General features: G+C 50.3%; 15 protein-coding genes and 1 other annotated feature. Of the genes, 7 read left to right on the forward strand and 8 right to left on the reverse strand.

The features are described from left to right. Window positions 1-31: 31 nt before the first annotated feature. The 6 genes from BUA14_RS22345 to trpC form a co-directional block, all read right to left on the reverse strand. Window positions 32-1,483, reverse strand: coding sequence for an anthranilate synthase component I family protein (locus BUA14_RS22345; protein ID WP_072774640.1), 1,452 nt, complete (start codon window positions 1,481-1,483; stop codon window positions 32-34). Next, window positions 1,474-2,340 carry a tryptophan synthase subunit alpha gene (gene trpA / locus BUA14_RS22350; protein WP_072774641.1) on the reverse strand — a complete coding sequence of 289 codons (867 nt, stop codon included), beginning with the start codon at window positions 2,338-2,340 and terminating at the stop codon, window positions 1,474-1,476. The genes BUA14_RS22345 and trpA overlap by 10 nt, the downstream gene beginning before the upstream one ends. 77 nt (window positions 2,341-2,417) lie before the next feature. Next, on the reverse strand, window positions 2,418-3,617 hold the full coding sequence (gene trpB, locus BUA14_RS22355) for a tryptophan synthase subunit beta (RefSeq protein ID WP_072774642.1): 1,200 nt from the start codon (window positions 3,615-3,617) through the stop codon (window positions 2,418-2,420). A gap of 33 nt (window positions 3,618-3,650) precedes the next feature. Continuing rightward, window positions 3,651-4,661 (reverse strand): anthranilate phosphoribosyltransferase, encoded by a 1,011-nt coding sequence (gene trpD / locus BUA14_RS22360; protein WP_072774643.1) that lies wholly within the window; start codon window positions 4,659-4,661, stop codon window positions 3,651-3,653. Further along, a complete protein-coding gene (locus BUA14_RS22365; protein WP_072774644.1) occupies window positions 4,658-5,371 on the reverse strand; it encodes a phosphoribosylanthranilate isomerase in 714 nt (237 codons plus the stop codon). Before BUA14_RS22365 ends, trpD begins: the two co-directional genes overlap by 4 nt. After that, entirely contained in the window at window positions 5,359-6,171 is an 813-nt protein-coding gene (gene trpC / locus BUA14_RS22370; protein ID WP_072774645.1) for an indole-3-glycerol phosphate synthase TrpC, read from the reverse strand. The genes BUA14_RS22365 and trpC overlap by 13 nt, the downstream gene beginning before the upstream one ends. A 686-nt stretch (window positions 6,172-6,857) precedes the next feature. Here trpC and lonB point away from each other — a divergent pair. The 4 genes from lonB to BUA14_RS22390 all read left to right on the forward strand — a co-directional run bounded on the left by lonB (window position 6,858) and on the right by BUA14_RS22390 (window position 13,108). After that, window positions 6,858-8,597 carry an ATP-dependent protease LonB gene (gene lonB / locus BUA14_RS22375; RefSeq protein ID WP_072774646.1) on the forward strand — a complete coding sequence of 580 codons (1,740 nt, stop codon included), beginning with the start codon at window positions 6,858-6,860 and terminating at the stop codon, window positions 8,595-8,597. 106 nt (window positions 8,598-8,703) lie between these two features. Continuing rightward, the gene (gene lon, locus BUA14_RS22380) at window positions 8,704-11,118 is read left to right on the forward strand and encodes an endopeptidase La (RefSeq protein WP_072774647.1); all 2,415 of its coding nucleotides are present in this window, start codon (window positions 8,704-8,706) and stop codon (window positions 11,116-11,118) included. Window positions 11,119-11,349: 231 nt separating this feature from the next. Continuing rightward, window positions 11,350-11,982, forward strand: a complete 633-nt coding sequence (gene yihA, locus BUA14_RS22385; protein WP_072774648.1) for a ribosome biogenesis GTP-binding protein YihA/YsxC — start codon at window positions 11,350-11,352, stop codon at window positions 11,980-11,982. A 127-nt stretch (window positions 11,983-12,109) separates the two neighbouring features. Next, a complete protein-coding gene (locus tag BUA14_RS22390; protein WP_427846701.1) occupies window positions 12,110-13,108 on the forward strand; it encodes a sodium:calcium antiporter in 999 nt (332 codons plus the stop codon). Here the strand turns inward: BUA14_RS22390 and BUA14_RS22395 are convergent. After that, window positions 13,077-13,766, reverse strand: coding sequence for a LysM peptidoglycan-binding domain-containing protein (locus BUA14_RS22395; RefSeq protein WP_072774650.1), 690 nt, complete (start codon window positions 13,764-13,766; stop codon window positions 13,077-13,079). The genes BUA14_RS22390 and BUA14_RS22395 overlap by 32 nt on opposite strands. A 166-nt stretch (window positions 13,767-13,932) precedes the next feature. On the opposite strand from BUA14_RS22395, the gene BUA14_RS22400 reads away from it, so the two are divergent. Together BUA14_RS22400 and BUA14_RS22405 are read left to right on the forward strand one after the other, a co-directional pair. Then, the gene (locus BUA14_RS22400; RefSeq protein ID WP_072774651.1) at window positions 13,933-14,628 is read left to right on the forward strand and encodes a TIGR04086 family membrane protein; all 696 of its coding nucleotides are present in this window, start codon (window positions 13,933-13,935) and stop codon (window positions 14,626-14,628) included. Between the two features lie 98 nt (window positions 14,629-14,726). Beyond that, window positions 14,727-16,127, forward strand: a complete 1,401-nt coding sequence (locus BUA14_RS22405) for an FMN-binding glutamate synthase family protein (RefSeq protein ID WP_072774652.1) — start codon at window positions 14,727-14,729, stop codon at window positions 16,125-16,127. A gap of 68 nt (window positions 16,128-16,195) precedes the next feature. Here BUA14_RS22405 and BUA14_RS22410 read toward each other — a convergent pair whose 3' ends face one another. After that, window positions 16,196-17,533, reverse strand: coding sequence for a methyl-accepting chemotaxis protein (locus tag BUA14_RS22410; protein WP_072774653.1), 1,338 nt, complete (start codon window positions 17,531-17,533; stop codon window positions 16,196-16,198). A 404-nt stretch (window positions 17,534-17,937) separates the two neighbouring features. Continuing rightward, window positions 17,938-18,158: a binding site (T-box leader), on the forward strand. A 69-nt stretch (window positions 18,159-18,227) separates the two neighbouring features. Here BUA14_RS22410 and BUA14_RS22415 point away from each other — a divergent pair. Then, window positions 18,228-20,873: a valine--tRNA ligase gene (locus BUA14_RS22415; RefSeq protein WP_072774654.1), complete on the forward strand. Its 2,646-nt coding sequence runs from the start codon at window positions 18,228-18,230 to the stop codon at window positions 20,871-20,873. The last annotated feature ends 164 nt before the right edge of the window (window positions 20,874-21,037 follow it).

Here is a 21,037-nt window from a genome sequence, read left to right on the forward strand (position 1 = left end):
GGGACTGTCAGAATATTATAGACCTTCTTTGTTATAGATCTTCCACGACCTTGAATAAAGCCTTCGCTTTGTGCAGGGTCTCTTCATATTCCCGTTGGGGAATGGAGTCGAAAACAATGCCTGCCCCGCTTTGCACGCTGACCTCATCATCCCTGATCATCAAGGTTCGTATGGTGATACAGAAATCAAGATCTCCATTCCAGCGATAGATACCGAGGGCTCCGCCGTAAGGACCCCGGCGGGGAGGCTCCAAGTCCTGGAGGATCTCCATAGCCCGGACTTTAGGGGCACCGCTTAAGGTGCCTGCAGGCAGAACAGCCTTTAGGGCATCCAAAGAATCGTAAGCTTTGGCCAGCCGGCCCTCGACAGAGGAAACGATATGCATGACATGGGAGAAGTGTTCGACACTGCAGAATTTACCGACACTGACACTTCCATAGTGTGAAACCCGTCCCAGGTCATTTCGGCCTAAGTCAACAAGCATGGCGTGCTCGGCCATTTCTTTAGCATCGTCCAGAAGTTCTTGTTCGAGCTGTCGATCTTCCAGAGGATCTTTGCCCCGGGGACGTGTTCCGGCAATGGGGCGGGTTTGAATTTGTGACCCGATGGAGGAGAGAAGCAATTCCGGGGAGCTGCCTACTAAAGTTTCCTTTTCGCCAAACAGGCAAAAGAGCCAGGGGGATGGGTTGACAATCCGCAGCTTTTGATAGGCGGACCAGGGATCGATAGTCCTCTTCAGGGTAAAACGCTGGGAGAGTACGGCTTGGAAAATGTCGCCGGAGTGGATATACTCTTTGATTTTTTCCACACGGGATATAAATTCCGCAGGCTTGAAATTGGCCTGCCATTGGTTTGGCCTGGTGGTGGGAGCAGATGGATGTTTTGTGGAGATTTCCGATGCTGTAATCCCTGACGGAGCAGCTTCCTGAAGGTGATTATGATCCTGGCAGTGATTATGGGTTTGGCAGTGATTGTGATCTTGACAGTGATTTTGGGAAATCCAGCGGTCAAGGTGTGTTGACCAATGATCATAGAGCCTGCTCAGCTCCGAGTCATCTTCAGAGAATATCTCCAGGATGACTTTTCGTGAACTGGGGAGGAAGACCAGGTTGATGGGACAAAGGCGAAAAAAGTAGCTGGGTTTTGCTGACGTGGCTTGGGGTTTTTGCCAGAGGAGCCCCCACTCATAATCCAGGTAGCCGATGATGCCGCTTTCACAGCTCCCGGCGGGGAAGTTTTGGCGGCAAAAATCCCTGAGGTGAGCCAAGGGATCGGGAGGAAGGCCGGGTTCCCGGGTCTCAGGGGATAAAATCCAGCCTTCGCCGAATCCGTAATAGGTCCGTTGATGCTCTTCCTCATTTCCTTCCAGAAGGGTATAGCATTTTTCTCCCAGGGTTTCGGAAAACCGGAGAAGGTTCATGACCCAATCGGAATGGGGGGAAGGAAAAGGGTCGGGCCGCCACTCTTTTTGGATCACTCGCATGCAAGTTCCTCCCTGACCGATGTTTTTCTTAAGGAACCAATCCAGGTATAGATGTCCTGTTCGCGGTGCACTGACTCGTGAGCAGGGAGAGCACAGGCATCGAGTTCGGCAAACTTTTGAACCAGGGCACTGCCCACGATGACCCCTTGGCAGGCTTGACTCAATGTATGCACTTGGGTTGGGGATTGGATTCCAAATCCCACGTAGCATGGGGTGGAAAGAGTGGTCTGGAGAGAGTCAATGAATTGCCGGGTTTGTGGCGGAATTTCCGCATCTCCTCCGGTGATCCCGTTACGGGAGAGGACATAGATAAAGCCCTTTTGCCCTTGGGCAAGGCCATGAATGTGATCGGGCCGGCTGGTCTGAGCAATCATGGGAATAAAGGCTAATCGGTCCTGAAGAAGTTCATAAGCCCTTTGCCGGAAAGGTGTGCTTTCCCGCCACGGCAGATCAGGCAGTATCAAACCATCGACTCCGGCTGCGTAAGCTTCCGTGAGAAACCGATCATAGCCGTAATGGATGAGGGGATTGAGATAGCTCATTAAAAGCAGGGGAGTGGTCTGGTTTTCCTTGCGGAACCGGGTAGTGAGATTTAAAATCTTTTGGAGATTCATCCCCTGCTGCAGGGCTCGTAAGCCGGCGGATTGGATAACAGGGCCATCGGCGATCGGGTCGCTGAAAGGAACACCCAGTTCGAGAATATCGACTCCGGCCTTCACAAGGCCGGTTAAACGGCGCAGGGTGGTATCACTATCAGGGTCCCCGGCCATGAGATAAGTGATCAATCCCATGCCCAAAGGGTTCTCGGGTGTTTTGAGGCGAGCTTTGGCCAGAGCTGTTTCTAAACGATCAGACACGGCATTCCCTCCTTAATTATTTTTTCTTGTTTGGTTCATTTGCTGTCTAACCATGCTGTTGGTAATCATGCTGGTGGTTAGTCATGAATAAAGTGAGCAAAGGTTTCCATGTCTTTGTCCCCCCGACCGGATAGATTGACAATGATGTGCTGGGTCGGGGAAAAGGTGGGGGCAATTTTTAGGGCATAAGCAAGGGCGTGAGCGCTTTCCAGAGCGGGCAGGATCCCCTCCGTACGGGCAAGAAGTTTGCTGGCCTCCAGGGTCTCGTTATCAGTTACACTGACATAGCGGGCGCGTTCAATATCTTTCAGGTGGCTATGCTCCGGCCCTACACCGGGGTAATCAAGACCGGCTGAAACGGAGTGGGTGTCGGGAATCTGACCCTCTTCATCCTGCAAGAGATAGCTGTAAGCGCCATGGAGGATGCCGGGACGGCCTAAGGATAAGGTCGCCGCGTGATCTCCACTGCCCGGGCCTTTTCCTCCGGCTTCAACCCCAATCAGTTGGACATGTTCATCAGCCAGAAAGGGATGGAAAAAACCGATGGCATTGCTCCCGCCGCCCACGCAGGCGACGAGCAGATCGGGAAGACGTCCCCGGAGACTTAGGAATTGAGAGCGGGTTTCTTCACCAATAATCCTTTGCAAATCCCGGACGATGGTTGGATAAGGATGAGGGCCGGCGGCGGTCCCAAAGCAGTAGAAGGTATCCCGGGGGTGGGCAACCCAGTCTCTTAAGGCTTCATTGATGGCGTCCTTCAAGGTTTTTGAGCCTGTGGCGACGGAGCGGACTTCACTGCCCAGCATCTGCATGCGCAAGACATTTAAATGCTGCCGTTCTATATCCTTCTCTCCCATATAGACCACACAATTCAAGCCCATGAGGGCACAGGCGGTAGCGGTGGCAACTCCGTGCTGACCGGCTCCAGTCTCCGCAATGACCCGGGTTTTGCCCATTCGCTTGGCCAGGAGAATCTGGCCCAGGGTATTGTTGATTTTATGAGCGCCGGTATGATTGAGATCTTCCCGTTTGAGATAGATCTGAGCTCCGCCCAGGGATTCGCTGAGCCTTTGGGCATAGTAGAGGAGGGAAGGCCGGCCTACATAGTTGGATAAGAGCTCTTTCAGATCGTTCTGAAAGCCGGGATCATTGCGGACTTGGTTATAAGCCTCTTCCAGTTCATCTAAAACAGGGATGAGGGTCTCGGGTACATAAGCGCCTCCGTAGGTGCCGAAGCGGCTGGCCAGAGGTGTAAAATCCTGGTCCTTCGCAATCATGATGGAATCCTCCTTTTAAGTGTTACAAGGGTGCTAGGCTGAAACTTTGAGTTTTTCCAATATACTTAAGGCTTTGCCGGAATCCAGACTTTCCGCCGCCAGGGCAATGCCTTCCCGGATGCCGGCCGCTTTATTGGCTGCGTAGAGGGCGGTTCCGGCGTTGAGCAAAACAATGTCCCGCTGGGGTCCTTTTTTTCCCTGAAGGATGCGGAGGGTAATTTGTCCGTTTTCCGCAGGGGAGCCTCCTTGGAGGTCCTGAAGGGAACATAGCTTAAGACCGTATTCTTCAGGCCGGATGATAAAGGGCTGTATCTCCCCGCCATCAATGAGGATGGCTTGGGTCGCACCTGTTAGAGTTACTTCATCCAGACCGTCCTCACCCACAGCCACAACAGCCCGTTTGCTGCCGAGAATTTGGAGGGCTTTGGCCATTTTGGGCAGCAGGGAAGGAGAAGAGACTCCCAGCAGTTGGTAGGAAGCACCGGCGGGATTAAGGAGAGGGCCCAGGAGATTAAAGATGGTTCGAATGCCCAGTTCGCGGCGCTCTGCGGCGACCTTAGCCATGGCTGGATGATAAACCTGGGCAAAGAGAAAGGTCATGCCGATGTGCTGCAGGTGCCGTTCGCTGGATTCAGGGGTGGTTTTAAGTGAAATGCCCAGCTGCTCCAAAACATCGGCACTGCCGCAGCGGCCGGAGGCAAAGCGGTTGCCGTGTTTGGCTACCGGAACCCCGGCCCCGGCGATGACAAAGGCTGCGGTTGTGGAGATATTAAAGGTACCGCTGCGGTCCCCGCCGGTGCCGCAGGTATCCAGCGTTCCTTCAGGAGCTTTAATTTTAAGGCTGGCATCTCTTAGGGTCTGGGCAAAGGCGGCGATCTCCTCAGGGGTTTCGCCTTTAAGACTTAACCCCAGGAGCAGACCCCCAATCTGAGCCGGGGTCAGTTTCCCGGACAAAAGGTCCTGAACGACAGTGGAGGTCAGTTCTTCAGGGAGATCCTGTCTCTGGGACAGGAGGTTTAGGGATTCATGAATGGCATAGGTCATAGGGGTGGCTCCTTTCTTGCCTGTGAGATGAAGTGTTGGATTTTTTCACGATCCTTGTGGCCGTTCCGTTCCACTCCGGAGCTGACATCCACTCCGTAGGGCCGGGTTAGATGGATGGCTTCCAGGATATTGCCGGGGTTAAGCCCCCCGGCTAAAATCAGGGGATAACCAAGGTCTCCGACCTGGTGCAAAAAATCCTGGAATTCCGGGGTATGCCAAGGGAGGGGGATTCCGGTTCCGCCTGTTCTTCCTCCAGCGGATGAGTCCAAAAGGATCCCATGAAGAGAGGCCGGGGGAAGTTCTCTGAAAGCAGTGGAAAAGGACGAAGGAGAGGGGGTTTCAACCAGGGAGAAATCAGGCGCGGCTTCGGAGGGATTACTAGGGGCCGGTGCAGAGGGAAAGGAGAATGCTTTAATCTTTGTCACGGGGAGATGGCGGTAGAGCCGGGGATCTTCATTCCCATGCAGCTGAATCGTATCCAAAGAACACTCATGGACAATCCGGCCGACATGTTCAGGGGAGGCCTGAGCAAACACCCCAACTTTGCTGATCAGGGGAGGTAAGCTTAGGATGATCTCCCGGGCGGTTTCCGGCTGGATATAACGTTTGCTGTGGGGGACAAAGATAAACCCCAGAGCATCGGCACCGGCTTCAGCAGCCCAACGGGCTTCTTCGCGAGTGCGGATGCCGCAGATTTTTATCCGGGGCATGGTTTCACCACCTTAGCACTCAGGCCTGCCTCGCGCAGGGAGCGGATATGCAAAGCGGGATCAGGGGACAGAAGGCAGGATTCGCCGACAAGGACCGCCTGAGCGCCATGGCTGGAGACCCATGCCGCATCTTCGGGAGTATGGATCCCGCTTTCGCTGACCAGAAGGTAATCAGCCGGGATCAGGGAACTGAGGAATTGGGTGCGGCCAAGGCTTATCCGGAAGGTACTCAGGTCCCGGTTATTGATACCGATGATCTTCGCTCCGGCTTGGAGAGCTCGGGAAACATCCTTTTCATCACGGCATTCGACCAGGGCGTTCATTCCCAGTTCATGAGTCAAATGAAGCAGATTGGGGAGCGCGGCAGTGTCCAGAATCCCGGCAATGAGCAGAATCATATCCGCTCCCATAACGGCGCTCTCGATGACCTGATATTCGGAAAGGATAAAATCTTTGCGCAGGAGCGGAAGAGAGGTTAACATGCGGCCTCTTTGCCAGTCTTCAGGCCCCCCCAGGAAAAAGTCCTCCTCGGTGAGTATGGAGATAAAGGAGGCTCCGCCGGATTCATAAGCCTGAAGAGTTTCTTCCAGGGAGTGGCGCCAAGGGATCATTCCTTTGCTTGGGGAAGCACGCTTGATCTCAGCAATGACATGAAAGGAATGGGGGGTAAGTTTTGGTTTCTCCGGGCGGCTAATGATTTTGCCCTCTAATTGCCGCTTAAGCTCGGCAAGGGGAAGCTGTCTTTCCCGAGCTTGGAGCTTTTTTCGTTTCGCGATGAGAATTCTTTCGAGAATATCCATGAGCAGTCACCTCCGCTGGTACTCTGTAACACTTAAAACTCTGGGTTTTTTTACACTAAAAAAGCTTTCCATCCCAAAGGACAGAAAGCTTCTGTGGTGCCACCTTAATTTGTACTTGTGCTGTGTATTGTGTATCCACAAGTACCTCTATCAGGTACGGAGAAAACATTATCTTCATCTCTTGTTCATCCGGAGGGGGCGGCACTTTACTTTAAAATAAAAAAACTTCCCGTCCTATATAAAGGACAGAAAGTGCTTCTGTGTTGCCACCTTAATTTATATGGGTCAGCGCAAGCCACTGGAATTAAAAAAGCTGTCCCATACCTCTAACCGGATGCGGAGAGAATGAGCCATGCTCTCGATACCCGTGTTTCTGTAACGGGAAACCCCCGGCTTGCCTACTTGATATCTCCATCCTGATAGTCAAGATGCAGATTCGTTCAGCTTGCGCTTCAGAGACCCATTCCACCAAACGGTTTGTATCAGCTCTCACCAACGCTGACTCTCTTGGACATTCCGGCTAAGGTGTACTCTTTCTCGTCATTAGCATTAACTGGATAAATTACTTGTTATTATAGGCTGCTTGAAAATAAATGTCAAATAGTATTTTGAAAAAGTTTTCAAAAACTATTCTCTGGCAATACTAGCAAAGGTATCAAGTATTTGCTTCAGGAGGGAATAGAACTATGGCTGGATTAACCGGAATCGTGATGATGGTGCAGCTGGTCTTTGCAGTGATCATCGGTTTATATTTTTGGGGATTGCTCAAATCCCAACAAGGGAACAAGGTCTCCATTGAACGGGAGTCCAAGAAGGAGCTGGAGAAGCTGGAGAAGATGCGCAAGATTGCTCTGACCACTCCTTTGGCGGAAAAGACCCGGCCCACTCATTTTGAAGAGATTGTGGGCCAGCTCGAGGGAATTAAGGCTCTTCGGGCCGCTCTCTGCGGACCGAATCCCCAGCATGTCCTGATCTATGGGCCTCCGGGTGTGGGCAAGACGGCAGCAGCCCGTCTGGTTCTTGAGGAAGCAAGGAAAAACCCGATGTCGCCTTTTAAGGAAGACGCCAAGTTTATCGAAATCGATGGAGCTACCGCCCGTTTTGATGAGCGGGGAATCGCTGATCCCTTGATTGGTTCGGTTCATGACCCCATTTATCAAGGGGCAGGTGCGATGGGCATGGCGGGAATTCCCCAGCCCAAAGCCGGAGCTGTGACCAAGGCTCACGGCGGTGTGCTTTTTATCGATGAAATCGGGGAGCTGCATCCGATTCAAATCAACAAACTGCTTAAGGTGCTGGAGGATCGGAAGGTCATTTTGGAAAGTGCTTATTACAGCTCAGAGGATACGAATATCCCGGTCCATATTCATGATATTTTTCAAAACGGACTGCCGGCTGATTTCCGCATGGTGGGAGCGACGACACGGAGTCCTGAGGAGATTCCTCCTGCCATACGTTCCCGGTGTATGGAGGTGTTCTTTCGTTCTTTGCTGCCTGAAGAGATTGCTCAGATTGCCCGGGGGGCAGCGGCAAAAATGGAAACACCGATTACTCCCAGCGCTTTGAATGTGGCGAAGCAGTATGCCACCAATGGGCGGGAGGCGGTGAACATCGTTCAATTGGCAGCGGGTGTGGCTCAGACGGAAAAGAAATTGGAGATTAATGCCGCTACGGTGGAGTGGGTCGTGACTTCCGGACAATATGCACCCAGGCCGGAACGCAAAGTCCCCTTGGTGGCGGAAGTTGGCTTGGTCAACGGTCTGGCCGTTTATGGTCCCAATATGGGAATGCTGATCGAGCTGGAGGTTACAGCCCATCCCGTTGCTATTGGCACCGGAGAGCTTCTGGTTACGGGAATCGTTGAAGAAGAGGAACAAGGGAGCAGCTTCAGGAAGACACGTCGTAAAAGCATGGCCAAAAGCTCTGTGGAAAATGTGCTCACCGTCATCCGGCGGCAATTAGGCATACATCCCCATAACTATGATATCCATGTCAATTTCCCGGGAGGAGTGCCTATCGACGGACCTTCCGCAGGGATCGCCATTGCCATAGCCGTGATATCCGCTATCCGTAAAGAAAGGGTGGATAATTATTTGGCCATGACCGGTGAGTTATCCATTCGGGGCGGTGTAAAGCCGGTAGGCGGAATCGCGGCCAAGATTGAAGCGGCTCATCAGGCGGGATGCCGCAGAGTATTTATTCCCAAGGAAAATTGGCAGGAGCGTTTCAAGAGCTTTGCCGAAGGATTTGAAGTCATTCCTGTGGAGACCCTAAATGAAGTGCTGGCCAGTGCTCTTTTAGGTGAGCAAAGCAGCGAAAAAACCGAGAAGCACCCTGCACTCGATGAGATTTTGTCCCGTCTGGAGCTTAATCCCAAAACTCCTTCCGGTACAGTTAATTTGCCTGACCAAGGGCACTCATGCTAGAATAGTTCTAACGGAGAATGGCACACTAATAACAGTGTGCTTTTTTCATGTAAGGCAACAGGTGCGAAAGCAGTGCTTTCGGGGTTTTCTTTAGGGAGGGAATTGCATGAGCAAAGAGAGAGAATTACCATTGCTCCCTTTGAGAGGGATTTTAGTCTTTCCATATATGGTTATTCATTTGGATGTGGGCCGAGAGCGGTCTATGGCTGCCATTGAGCAGGCCATGATGGATGAGCGGCTCATTTTGCTGTCTGCTCAGAAAGAGACAGAGATTGATTCGCCTGACCCCGATGATATCCACACCATCGGTACTTTAGCAGAGATCAAACAGCTCCTGAAGCTGCCTGGGGGAACCATGCGCGTCCTTGTGGAAGGGAAGAGCCGGGGGAAAATTCTTGAATTCATAACGGATGAACCTTATTTTAAAGTTCGGGTCGAAGAAGCTGAAGAGGGAGTCAAAGAGATCACCCCGGAAATCGATGCCCTGACCCATGGGGTAGTCCACCAGTTTGAAGAGTATGCTAAGCTCAGTAAAAAGGTTCCCCAGGAAACCCTGGGAACAGTTCTGGGGGTTCATGATCCCGGACGCATGGCAGATATTGTGGCCAGCCACTTGAATCTTAAGCTGGGGGATAAACAGGCTATTCTGGAGTCTCTGGAAGTTGCCCAACGGCTGGAGCGCCTGACGGAAATCATCATGCGGGAAAATGAGATTCTGGAGCTGGAGCGCCGCATTGGTCTGCGGGTGCGCAAGCAGATGGAAAAAACTCAGAAGGAGTACTATCTCCGGGAGCAGATGAAAGCCATTCAGAAGGAATTGGGTGATAAGGACGAAAAGCAGGCCGAAGTTGAGGAATATCGGGAAAAGGTCGCTCAGGCTAAGCTTCCGCAAGAAGTGGAAGAGCGGGCTTTAAAGGAAATCGATCGGTTGGAAAAAATGCCCCAGGCTTCCTCAGAAGGAACGGTAGTGCGTACTTATCTGGATTGGATTCTGGCTCTTCCCTGGACGGCCATGAGCAAGGATAAAACAGATATTAAACGGGCGGAAAAAATTCTGAATGATGACCATTATGGCTTGGAAAAGATCAAGGAGCGAATTCTCGAGTTCCTAGCGATTCGCAAGCTGACACCCAAGATGAAAAGCCCGATTATTTGTTTTGTGGGACCGCCGGGAGTAGGGAAAACCTCTCTGGCCAAATCTGTGGCCCGTGCTTTGGAACGGAAATTTGTGCGTATGTCTTTGGGCGGTGTCCGGGATGAAGCAGAGATCCGGGGACATCGGCGGACTTACATCGGTGCTCTTCCCGGGCGAATTATTCAGGGAATGAGAACGGCGGGGACCGCCAATCCGGTCTTTTTGCTGGATGAAATCGATAAGATGGCCTCGGATTTCCGTGGGGACCCGGCGGCAGCCTTGCTGGAGGTTCTGGACCCTGAGCAGAATTTCAGTTTTTCCGATCATTATTTGGATTTGCCCTATGATTTATCCCACACCCTGTTTATCATGACGGCTAATTCTCTGTACAGCATTCCCCGGCCTCTTTTGGACCGGATGGAGGTTATCTCTTTGAGCGGTTATACGGAGGATGAGAAGGTCAATATCGCCAAACGATATCTCGTACCTAAGCAGATGAAAGCCCATGGCTTAAAAGCCAGCCAGCTTGAGATTGATGACAAGGTTATTTTGAAGCTTGTTCAAGGCTATACACGGGAATCGGGAGTGCGTAATCTGGAGCGTCAGATCGCCAATTTGTGCCGTAAAGTAGCGACCCGAGTCGTGAAAAAGGAATGGAAGACGGCGGAGCTGAAGCCGGAGATGCTGGAAGACTTTCTGGGTTCCCCCCGCTATCAGTTCGAAAAGGCAAGAATTAAACCGGAGATCGGTGCTGCCACAGGGCTGGCTTATACGGAAGTGGGCGGGGATGTCTTAACCATCGAGGTGATTCCTCTGCCTGGCAAAGGTCAACTGACCTTAACCGGTAAGCTGGGAGATGTGATGAAGGAATCGGCTTATGCGGGCCGGACGTTTGTCCGCTCCCATTCCCGGGAACTGGGCATTCCGGATGATTTCTATGAAAAGACTGATCTTCATATTCACGTTCCTGAAGGGGCGATTCCTAAGGATGGTCCTTCCGCAGGAATCACCATGGCCACAGCTATGGCTTCGGCTTTAGCCAAACGGGCGGTGCCTTCGGATCTGGCTATGACCGGTGAGATCACGCTGAGGGGCAATGTTCTGCCCATTGGCGGAGTGAAGGAAAAAGTTCTCGCTGCTCACCGGGCAGGAATCAAGCAGGTTATTTTGCCTGAGCAAAACCGCAAGGACTTGGAAGAAGTCCCGGAAAATGTGCGCAAGGAGCTGGAGTTCCATTTTGTCAGCCGCATGGAGGAGGTTATCAAAATCGCCCTTCTTCCTGTAGCGGAATCTGAAGAATACTTAGGCTCCATGAACCGCTTCCCCCTGTTTAGTCAGGGAGATATTCCTCCCGAGCCCACTCCTGAGGACCGCCCCATCTCCTGAATCATGGGTGAATCATGGGTGAATCATGGGGACAGGTACCGTGATGCAGGGATCTTTGTTTGCTCCAAGGTGACAAAGATCAGTTGCTAAGGATCAAGTGATATAGATGATATGAAAAAATGGGGTGAGACAAGGGAATGAGCCCTTGTCTCATTTCCTGGATAGTGTTGTGTGTGAATATAAAGCGGGAGCAAGTGAGCCATTTTCTTGGTCCCGGAAGGGGTATGTTGTGTGATTACGATTCGGAAGGCAGAATTTGTGACGTCTGCTGTGAATATTAAAGGGTACCCGGAGTTAACCGGACCTGAAATTGCGTTGGCGGGCCGTTCTAATGTGGGAAAATCTTCATTGATTAATAAATTTATCAACAGAAGGAATCTTGCCCGTACAGGGAATACCCCGGGCAAGACCCAAATGCTTAATTTTTACCGCATCAATGATCAGTGGTCTTTTGTGGATTTGCCGGGGTACGGGTATGCTAAGGTCTCCAAAGAGATTAAAGCCAATTGGGGCAAGATGATGGAGGAGTATTTCTCCCAACGGGAAAATCTGCGGGCAGTGATTCAAGTGGTGGATATCCGCCATGTGCCCAGCGTTGAGGATCAGGAAATGCATGCCTTTTTACGGAATCGGGGTATTCCGGTTCTAGTGGTGGCCACCAAAGCGGACAAAATTTCCAAAGGACAATGGGGAAAGCATTTAAGTCAAATAGCTAAAGCCTTGCATATTCCTGATTGGCATATCATTATTACCTATTCTGCCGAGACAGGACTGGGAGTGCCTGAACTCCACGAAGCTGTCGAAGAAATCCTGTCTATGGATAATGGCACAGAAGAGTGTGACGAGGCGGAAGACCAGCAATAAGATAGCTAAATGTTTTAGAACAGACAAGAGTTTTCGATAATGAAAAGGCTTCCCTCCGAATATACATTATTGGGATCGATTGCCCTCCATGGACATCCCAAAAGCGTATGTAGGGAGCGGAAGCCTTTTGAGTGATTTAGTCATGCTATTAATCGGTCTGGGGATTATCTTAATGTCGGCCGAAGTGTTTACCAATGGTGTGGAGTGGCTGGGGAAGCATCTCCATCTTGGTGCAGGAGCAGTAGGAAGCGTGCTGGCTGCTGTGGGGACGGCTTTACCGGAGACCATGGTTCCGATCATTGCTTTTTTGGGAATGGGGGGAAAAGAAAATACTGCTGAAGTGGGTATCGGAGCTATTTTAGGCGCTCCTTTTATGTTAGTCACTTTGGCCTTTTTTGTTTCTGGTGCGGCCGCGCTTATTTTTAGACGCAATAACAAACCCTTATTTATTAATACAGCGGTTATCAAACGGGATCTTTCCTTTTTTCTCTGGGTTTATGGGTTGGCTATCTTAGCCTCGTTCCTGCCCACTCGCGAGCTGAAACTTGCTGTTGCCGCCCTTTTACCTTTACTCTATATCATTTATGTCATAAAAACCGTGCGCAACAGCCTTGGAACTGAGGACCACGGCCATTTAGCACCTCTTTACTTCGCCCAACGCAAGTCGGATCCTTCCCTGATCATTATTTTAATCCAACTGGTGTTTGCCCTTTTAGGGATGGTGGCGGGGGCGCGTGCTTTTGTGGACGCAGTTCAATCGGTTGCCCAGGTTACGGGAATTTCTGCCCTCGTGTTGTCTTTGATTATTACGCCTGTGGCGACCGAGTTGCCCGAGAAATTTAATAGTGTCATCTGGTTAAGGAAAGGAAAGGACACGTTGGCTTTGGGGAATATCACCGGAGCCATGGTGTTTCAAAGCTCCACCATTCCGGCATTGGGTATAGCCTTAACAACCTGGCAGCTGGAACCGTCAGCTTTATGGAGTGCCATCCTGGCTCTTGGTTCGGGATTGTTTATCTATACTATCCTGCGTCGGCGTGGGATGCTTTGTCCACTCCATCTGATGATGGGTGGCGGGTTTTATTTGCTGTTTATTATAACTCTTCTCCGCTTGAACTTTCTTTAACAGGAAGGGTTTGTAAAGAACCACACCCGCAAAAACGTGTTTTGGCTTGGGCCAAACACTGGTAGTGACGTTCTTCGTCAGCGGCTAATTGAAGAAGAATGGTTTGGATTTCAGGTATGGGAATTTTCTGCGCTAAATCTGTGTAATGTTTTACAGCGGCAGCTTCGTCCTTCATATTGTGGTCGAGAATGACACAGAGCTCTGTGGAGTAATTAAGGTAACGGGAACGCCAGTCGAACCAACGCCCCTTGCTGAAGGAGCCGTAACGGGGGTCCACCCCTAAAAAGCGAATGCACCAGGCCAGCTGCTCCAGGTGGCGGAGTTCGTCATAGGCAATGGGGCGGAGGAGCTCATCGAACTCCGGCCGATCCAAAACTACAGCTTGATACAGGTAAGTCGTAACTGCCGAGAGCTCAGAATCCTTGCCGGCATAGACATCGAACAGCCACATCGCATAAGTAAAGTTGGGCTCAGGTATTTCTCCGGGTAGTGTATCCTTGAACTCATAGGTAGGGAGGAGAAGGATTTGTCCGGGATAGATGCGATCAGGATGCTTTAGATGGTTGAGGTTGATGATGTCGGACATTTCGATTTTATAGGCATTGGCGATTTTATAAATACTATCCCCAGGTTGTACAACATAACGGGTATAGTCCATGGAGATTCCCCCTTTCTGCTAATTACTATATTCTTAAGGGGGATGAGATGGGAGAAAAAGTTAATGACAAAAAGCAGCATTAAATGCGCTGGATGGTATATTCAGGTATAAAGAGGACAGGTCCATCATAGGATGAAGTAAAGGAAGGGAAAGGAGCGATAGGCTCATGGGTGATTCAATTCTTAAAGGAATCAGCGCCGCTCTGGTTGTGACCGTCGTAACTTTACTTGCGGGGTTGATTTGGACAGCCCTGGAGATGGGTGGATTATCTACCGCAACTTTGGTGGACATTGGGTTAATAGCAAGCTGTATAGCTGCAGGATATGTGACAGGAAGAGCAAGCGGGCAATGGATCCTGGGCGGAGTGTCTGGTTTAGGGTATGTCTTGCTTTGCGTGGTTCTGGTGGCGCTTTTTTTGGAGCTGAGGGCTTGGGGAGTTATTCAGGTACTGGCTGAAGGAGGACTGCTCGGTATCCTTTCCGGTGCCTTTGGAGCAGGCAGTGGCGGGAAAACCTCCCGATCGGCTGCTTGGCGTCAACCAAGAGTATCTTCATGGGGGAGTAATTACAGCAGCAGAGGAGTTTACGGCAGCGGGGAAACTTACTGTGGTGCTTATGACTATTCACGGGCTTATGAAGATGAGGATGATCATGGGAATGATTGGGACGATTTGCTTGAAGAAGATTGGGAAGAGGAGCAGCAGTGGAATGGGAGCAAAAAACTTTCCAGTCAGCGAGGATTGAGTTTTAACAGGCAAGCCGGTTCAGCGGATGAAGATGAGTGGGAAGATTGGCAGCGGGGAGAAAGAAACAAAGCCTCTGCCAATTATCGTAAAGCATGGTGGGAAGAAGAGGTTCTTTAGTATAGAATCCGGCAAGGGTAATAAACTATAGACTATGAGAAGCTATGCTTAAAGATATTCCTGGTGATGAATATCGGCATGAGTAGAGGAATGGTCTTGTGGAAAATACCCTTTTCATTTTCATCTTTGGAGTAGCGGTCAGTTTTGCAGGCTGGTTGCTTTTGGGATTTGTTTTTTTCTTCTTAGGAAAACGTTTTTTTCGGACAGGTGTGCAGCGAATATTCAATCTTGTTGTCAGGCGTTTGCTGGAAGACAATTATTCGGAGAATCTTATGGAGCTCTGGAGTGCGACCAGGAGGACATCTGTTCAAACTATCGTAGAAATCGCTCTAAGAGCAGAGAAGGGAAAGTTGATCGGCCGTCCTTTGGGAAGCCCCAAACCCTATCATAACTTTGACAATCTGATGTTTGTACCCGCTCAGTTGGTCAGATTGCCTGTGGAAAGGGAGGTTCCCGTCGATGTGTCAGCCACTCTGGGACCCAGGGCGGAAAAACCTATGCAGTTGTCTATCCCCTTGCTGATTGGGGGAATGGGTTATGGTGTTGCCTTAAGTGAAAAGGCCAAAGTTGCCCTGGCTAAAGCGGCTAAGCAAGTAGGCACAGCCACTAATTCCGGTGAAGGCCCCTTTCTTGCTGAGGAGAGAAACGCCGCGGGAAAATTCATCTGGCAGGTAAGCCGCTATGACTATGGCAGAAACCCACAAGGGATAGCTGAAGCAGATATGCTCGAGGTGCAAATGGGTCAAGGTTCACGACTGGGAGCGCATGTCTTATATCCTCAGGAAATCAAGGGAAAAGCTCAGAAGCTGATGGGAATTTCACCGATTGTTCCCTTAAAGGGTTATGCTAAACTGCCCGGAATTAACTCCCCGTTGGATTGGCCGCGTTATGTTGAAGAATTGCGCCAGGAGGCCGGCGGTAAACCCATTGGTATCAAAATTATGGGGGGAGGAAGATTAGAGGCTGATCTGGCTGTAGCTGTCGAGGCCGGCTTTGATGTGATTTGCATTGGGGGCGCTCAGGGGGGGACAGCGGCCTCTTCGCCTACGATCAGCGATGATTTTGGCATCCCCAGCCTTTACAATCTTGTCCGGGCCCAACGCTATCTTATCGAGCAAGGGGTAAGACACGAGGTCAGTCTTATTGCTTCAGGAGGATATGATACTCCAGGTAAATGCCTGAAGGCGATTGCTCTGGGTGCTGATGCGGTCAACTTAGGCACTGTTCCCTTATTTGCCTTGGTGCATAAGCAAATCGGCAAAGTTATGCCTTGGGAGCCATTGACACAGCTTGTTTATTATAACTCCAAATATAAAGAGCGCTTGGACGTGGAGTTAGCCGCTCAAAATGTAGCTAATGTTCTGCAATCGTTTATGCTTGAGATGGAAGAAGGAATCCGGGCTCTGGGTAAGAAATCGATACACGATCTTGGACCTAATGATCTGGTGGCATTGGATGATTGGACGGCGGAGCTTACCGGAGTTCCCAGAGCGTGGTGAGAGAATAAAGAAAACTGAGGCAAGGGAACAGATCCCTTGCCTCAGCTGGCCTTAATGTTGATATGGTGTTAATTCAAAATGAATTTGCGGGCCGCATACTGGAGCTCTTGGGCTGTTTTGGAAAGCTCCTGGGCAGAAGCGTTGATCTCTTGCATAGCGACCATCTGCTCAGAACTGCTGCTGGCTACTTCCTCTGTCTGAGCAGTGGTCTCTTGACAGATAGCAGCGACTTGAGTTACCTCATGGGCGATGATATCTGCACTTTGGGTGATACCGCTGGATAGAGCTGAAATCTCTTGAATCTGCTCACTCAGGACTTGAGTGCTTTCTTTAATCCGCGTAAAGGCTTGTTGGGCATTTTGAATGGCATTGGCTCCGCTTTGCACCACTTCTTTTTCTGAGTCCATACTGGTGATGGCTTCGTCAAGGCTGGTCTTGATATCATGGATAATGGTTTCGATTTGAGCGCTGGATAGAGTCGATTGCTCGGCCAGCTTCCGGACTTCTTCAGCGACGACGCTGAAGCCCCGGCCGTGTTCCCCAGCCCGTGCAGCTTCGATGGCTGCATTCAGTGCCAAGAGGTTGGTTTGATCCGATATGGCTTTAATCGTTTCCACAATAGAGCCGATGACGGTAGATTTTTCACCAAGGGCAGTGATGATCTGTCCTGTGTTATCCACGGAGTTATGAATATGCCCCATCTGAAGATTGACCATGGTCATGGCAGTATCTCCGTCCTGGGCAAGCTGCAAGGACTGCCTTGAAGAGTGATCGGCAAGATTAATATGCTCCTCAATCTGACGAATGCCATGGGCCATAGATTGGATGGAACTCATAATGTTTTGGACGCTGTTGGCTTGTGTCTGGGACCCGGATGCCACTTGATGGATGGAGGATGATACAAGTTGGGCTGATTCACTGGTTCCCCCCGACTGAGTGGAAAGAACTTGAGAGGATTCGGCAAAAATGTCGGCACTATGGGTAATGTCTCCCACCAAAGAGCGGAAATTCTCAGTCATTTGATTCAGGGATCTACAGAGGGTTCCTAATTCGTCTTTTTGCCCCATGCTGTATAGGGTTGCCGTAAGGTCCCCTTGAGCCATTTTTTCAGCGAATTGCACTCCGCGGCGTAGTGGAGTGGCAACTAAGTAGGATATGTAAAGTCCATAAATAAAGATGATAAGTCCTGCTATAACGAGTGAAACCAGATAGATAAGGATGTTTTGCTCGAGGTTGGCCCCCGTCTTAACCATAAAGTATATAGCTCCACCGGCTACAAGGGTAATCAAGGCATTGATGCCGAAAGCCAGGCTGAGCTTTGCCGATACGGATAAGTTAAACCACCAGCGGACAATGCCGGAGTGTTTAAAAAAGAATTCGCTTATTCTGTCTAAAAAACTGTTCATTTAATGCCTCCTTTGTATAAATTTTGCCACGAAAAAGTTCGGAATTAATTACAATGAAATATAAGTACCAAAGGGTACCGCCCAAAATAGATCCGGAATAAATGGGGACATTGGATTTTCTTTACCCTATGTATGCAGGGGGGTTACGGAAGGGGGAAGGAGAAAGAATGGATTGGAATTATTGGAAAATTTAATCGCCTTTATTGTATCATAGGTTTTTGTAATTGTGGAGTGCGGATTTGTTAATAGTTAATGACTTTTAGCACATAGTCTGTTTGATGCAGATTCCTGAGCGTAACCGCTGACTTTTTGAGCTTAGCAAGAGCGGGAAGCTGCATTTTTAGGGTTTTCTTTGACATGAACGCTTCTGATGGATATAATAAACTATATTATCATGAAGAGCAATAAACTCTGGGAATGCAAGAAAAAGTTCAGCCAACGGTTCAGAGAGAAAGACGCTTGCTGAGAGTCTTTTCCGCTTGGAGACTTTGGGTCGTGCAGGAGGGGCGGGGATGAATCGAGTAATCCTTGACGGTTTGCCCGTTATCGCAATTAAGTGCAAGAGCTTTGCTTAGTAAGCGGGGTTCTTGAAAAAAGGTGGTACCGCGAGTTCTTCGTCCTTTAGGGGATGAAGGGCTTTTTTGGTTTTAAGGCAATGAATGAATCCGTATAATTCTGAAAGGAGCGCTTATACATGTCGGAGGATTTTAAAATGGAAAAGGTATATGACCCAAGCCAGGTTGAGGGAAAATGGTATCCCTACTGGGAGGAGAAAGGATATTTTCACGCGAATGTGGATGATGCTAAGGAGCCTTTCAGCATCGTCATGCCCCCGCCGAATGTGACCGGAGCCCTTCACCTTGGCCATGCCATCGATAGTACGATCCAGGATATCCTTACCCGCTTCAAACGGATGCAGGGATACAATACTTTATGGCTCCCCGGCACGGATCACGCGGGTATTGCCACTCAAGCCAAGGTGGAAGAGCAGCTGGCTAAGGAAGGAACCAACCGGCATGCTCTGGGTCGTGAGAAATTCCTGGATAGAGTGTGGGACTGGAAAAAAGAATATGGGGGACGTATTACTCAGCAGCTGCGCCGGCTGGGTGCCTCCTGTGATTGGTCGCGGGAGCGCTTCACTATGGATGAAGGATGCTCTAAGGCTGTACGTGAAGTCTTCGTAGATCTTTATCATAAGGATTTGATCTACCGGGGCAATTATATTGTTAATTGGTGCCCTCATTGCCATACGACCATTTCTGATATTGAAGTGGAGCATGTGGATCGGGAAGGGCATCTTTGGCACCTTCGCTATCCGGTCAAAGACAGTGACGAGGCTTTGGTGGTAGCCACCACACGTCCGGAAACCATGCTGGGAGATACCGCGGTGGCCGTTCATCCGGAAGATGAGAGATACCGGCATCTCCTGGGCAAAACGATTATTCTGCCGCTGACTAACCGGGAAATTCCCATCATCGCCGATGACTATGTGGATCGGGAGTTTGGGACAGGTGCGGTAAAAATCACTCCGGCTCATGACCCTAATGACTTTGAGATGGGCTTGCGTCATCAGCTTCCTGCCATCACTGTCATGGATCGGGAAGCGAAGATGAATGAACAAGCCGGTAAATATCAGGGAATGGAACGTTATGCCGCCCGGAAGGAGATTGTGAAGGATCTTGAGGCTCAGGGCCTGCTGGTCGAAGTAGATAACCATCAGCATGCCGTAGGGGAGTGTTATCGCTGCTCCACAGTGGTGGAGCCTATGGTCAGCAAACAATGGTTTGTTAAGATGGGGCCCTTGGCTAAACCTGCTATGGAAGTGGTACGGGAAGGGATCATGGAATTTGTGCCCGAGCGTTTTGCCAAAATTTATCTGGGTTGGCTGGAAAATATCCGGGATTGGTGTATATCCCGTCAGCTTTGGTGGGGGCACCGGATTCCTGTCTGGTATTGTGAAGATTGCGGGGCAGAGATCTGTGCTAAAGAAGATCCGGAGACCTGTCCCCAATGCGGATCCAAGCATATTGTTCAGGATCCCGATGTTTTGGATACTTGGTTTTCTTCAGGGTTATGGCCTTTCTCAACCATGGGGTGGCCGGAAGAGACTCCTGAACTTAAGCAGTTCTATCCCACTTCCGTTCTCGTAACCGGACGGGACATCATCTTTTTCTGGGTCGCCCGCATGGTCTTCATGGGTCTAGAGTTTATGAAGGATGTGCCTTTCCAAAAAGTCATGATTCATGGCCTGGTTCTGGATGCTCAAGGCAGGAAGATGAGTAAATCCTTAGGCAATGGGGTGGACCCGCTGGAGGTCATTGACCAATACGGTGCGGATACCCTGCGTTTCATGCTGATTACAGGCAACACTCCGGGCAATGATTTGCGTTTTCATCCGGAACGCTTGGAGGCGACCCGGAACTTTGCTAATAAGATTTGGAATGCTTCCCGTTTTGTTCTTTTAAATCTTCAGGATTATGAGGAAGGCCCCCGCGGCCAGCTGAAGCTGGAGGATCGTTGGATTCTTTCCCGTTATGAAAAGACTGCAGGCGAAGTAACGGAGGCCTTGGAACAGTTTGATCTGGGTGAAGCAGCCCGTCTCCTCTATGAGTTTATTTGGAATGAGTTCTGTGATTGGTATATTGAACTGGCTAAAGGCCGCCTCTATGATAAGGAGCACCCAGAAGCCCGTCATACGGTTCAATCCATTCTTCTGGAAGTTCTGGAAGGTATCATGAGACTGCTCCACCCCTATATGCCCTTCATCACGGAAGAGATCTGGCACAACCTTCCTACCTCAGGGGAGAGCATTATGATCCAGTCCTGGCCCAAGGTAAACGGCTATCGGGAGGATGACACTGAGAAACAGATGAACCAAATTATGGATGTGATCAAAGCGGTTCGGAATATCCGGGCGGAGATGAATGTTCAGCCGGGCAAAAAAGCTGAAATCATCCTGGTCGCACCTGAGAAGGCTGTTTTTGAGGTTCTGGAATCAGGCCGGGAAAGTATCCGGCTGTTAGCTGGCGGTTCCGCTGTGGATGTCGTCTCCAATCTGGAAGTTAAGCCTGCCCAGGCGGCCAGTGCCGTTCTCGAAGGAGTGGAAGTCTATCTTCCCTTGCGCGGACTGTTGGATCTGGACAAAGAAATTGCCCGGGTCGAAAAGGAAATTGCCCAGGCTCAGCTGGAACAAAGCCGCTTGGCAGGAAAGCTTAACAACCAGGGCTTTGTAGCAAAAGCTCCGGAGCAAGTGGTGGCTAAAGAGCGTGAGAAGCTGGAAGGGATTAATGGGCGGATCGCAGCACTGAAGGTTCGTCTGGCGGAGCTGCAAGAGGCGTAAGATGGGGCTCTCTTTGGGGGCAAGCTGGAAAGCTGTCTCCAGGATTTTGTTTTCAGAGTTCACTCCATAAGCTGCGCGGAGGAATCTAATCGCGAAAGTCCTTCGCTCCGTCAGGTGCCCGCCCAAATCGCTCCTGCTCAATGGGCGTTGGAAACGTCCTGTTT

Source organism: Desulfitobacterium chlororespirans DSM 11544 (assembly GCF_900143285.1).
GTDB classification, from domain to species: Bacteria; Bacillota; Desulfitobacteriia; order Desulfitobacteriales; family Desulfitobacteriaceae; genus Desulfitobacterium; species Desulfitobacterium chlororespirans.

What these genes read in the sequence shown, in the direction of transcription:
- BUA14_RS22345 (WP_072774640.1), bottom strand. Translation starts at nt 1,483, where the DNA reads ATGCGAGTGATCCAAAAAGAGTGGCGGCCCGACCCTTTTCCTTCCCCC.
- trpB (WP_072774642.1), bottom strand. Translation starts at nt 3,617, where the DNA reads ATGATTGCGAAGGACCAGGATTTTACACCTCTGGCCAGCCGCTTCGGC.
- trpD (WP_072774643.1), bottom strand. Translation starts at nt 4,661, where the DNA reads ATGACCTATGCCATTCATGAATCCCTAAACCTCCTGTCCCAGAGACAG.
- BUA14_RS22365 (WP_072774644.1), bottom strand. Translation starts at nt 5,371, where the DNA reads ATGCCCCGGATAAAAATCTGCGGCATCCGCACTCGCGAAGAAGCCCGT.
- trpC (WP_072774645.1), bottom strand. Translation starts at nt 6,171, where the DNA reads ATGGATATTCTCGAAAGAATTCTCATCGCGAAACGAAAAAAGCTCCAA.
- lonB (WP_072774646.1), top strand. Translation starts at nt 6,858, where the DNA reads ATGGCTGGATTAACCGGAATCGTGATGATGGTGCAGCTGGTCTTTGCA.
- lon (WP_072774647.1), top strand. Translation starts at nt 8,704, where the DNA reads ATGAGCAAAGAGAGAGAATTACCATTGCTCCCTTTGAGAGGGATTTTA.
- BUA14_RS22395 (WP_072774650.1), bottom strand. Translation starts at nt 13,766, where the DNA reads ATGGACTATACCCGTTATGTTGTACAACCTGGGGATAGTATTTATAAA.
- BUA14_RS22400 (WP_072774651.1), top strand. Translation starts at nt 13,933, where the DNA reads ATGGGTGATTCAATTCTTAAAGGAATCAGCGCCGCTCTGGTTGTGACC.
- BUA14_RS22410 (WP_072774653.1), bottom strand. Translation starts at nt 17,533, where the DNA reads ATGAACAGTTTTTTAGACAGAATAAGCGAATTCTTTTTTAAACACTCC.
- BUA14_RS22415 (WP_072774654.1), top strand. Translation starts at nt 18,228, where the DNA reads ATGTCGGAGGATTTTAAAATGGAAAAGGTATATGACCCAAGCCAGGTT.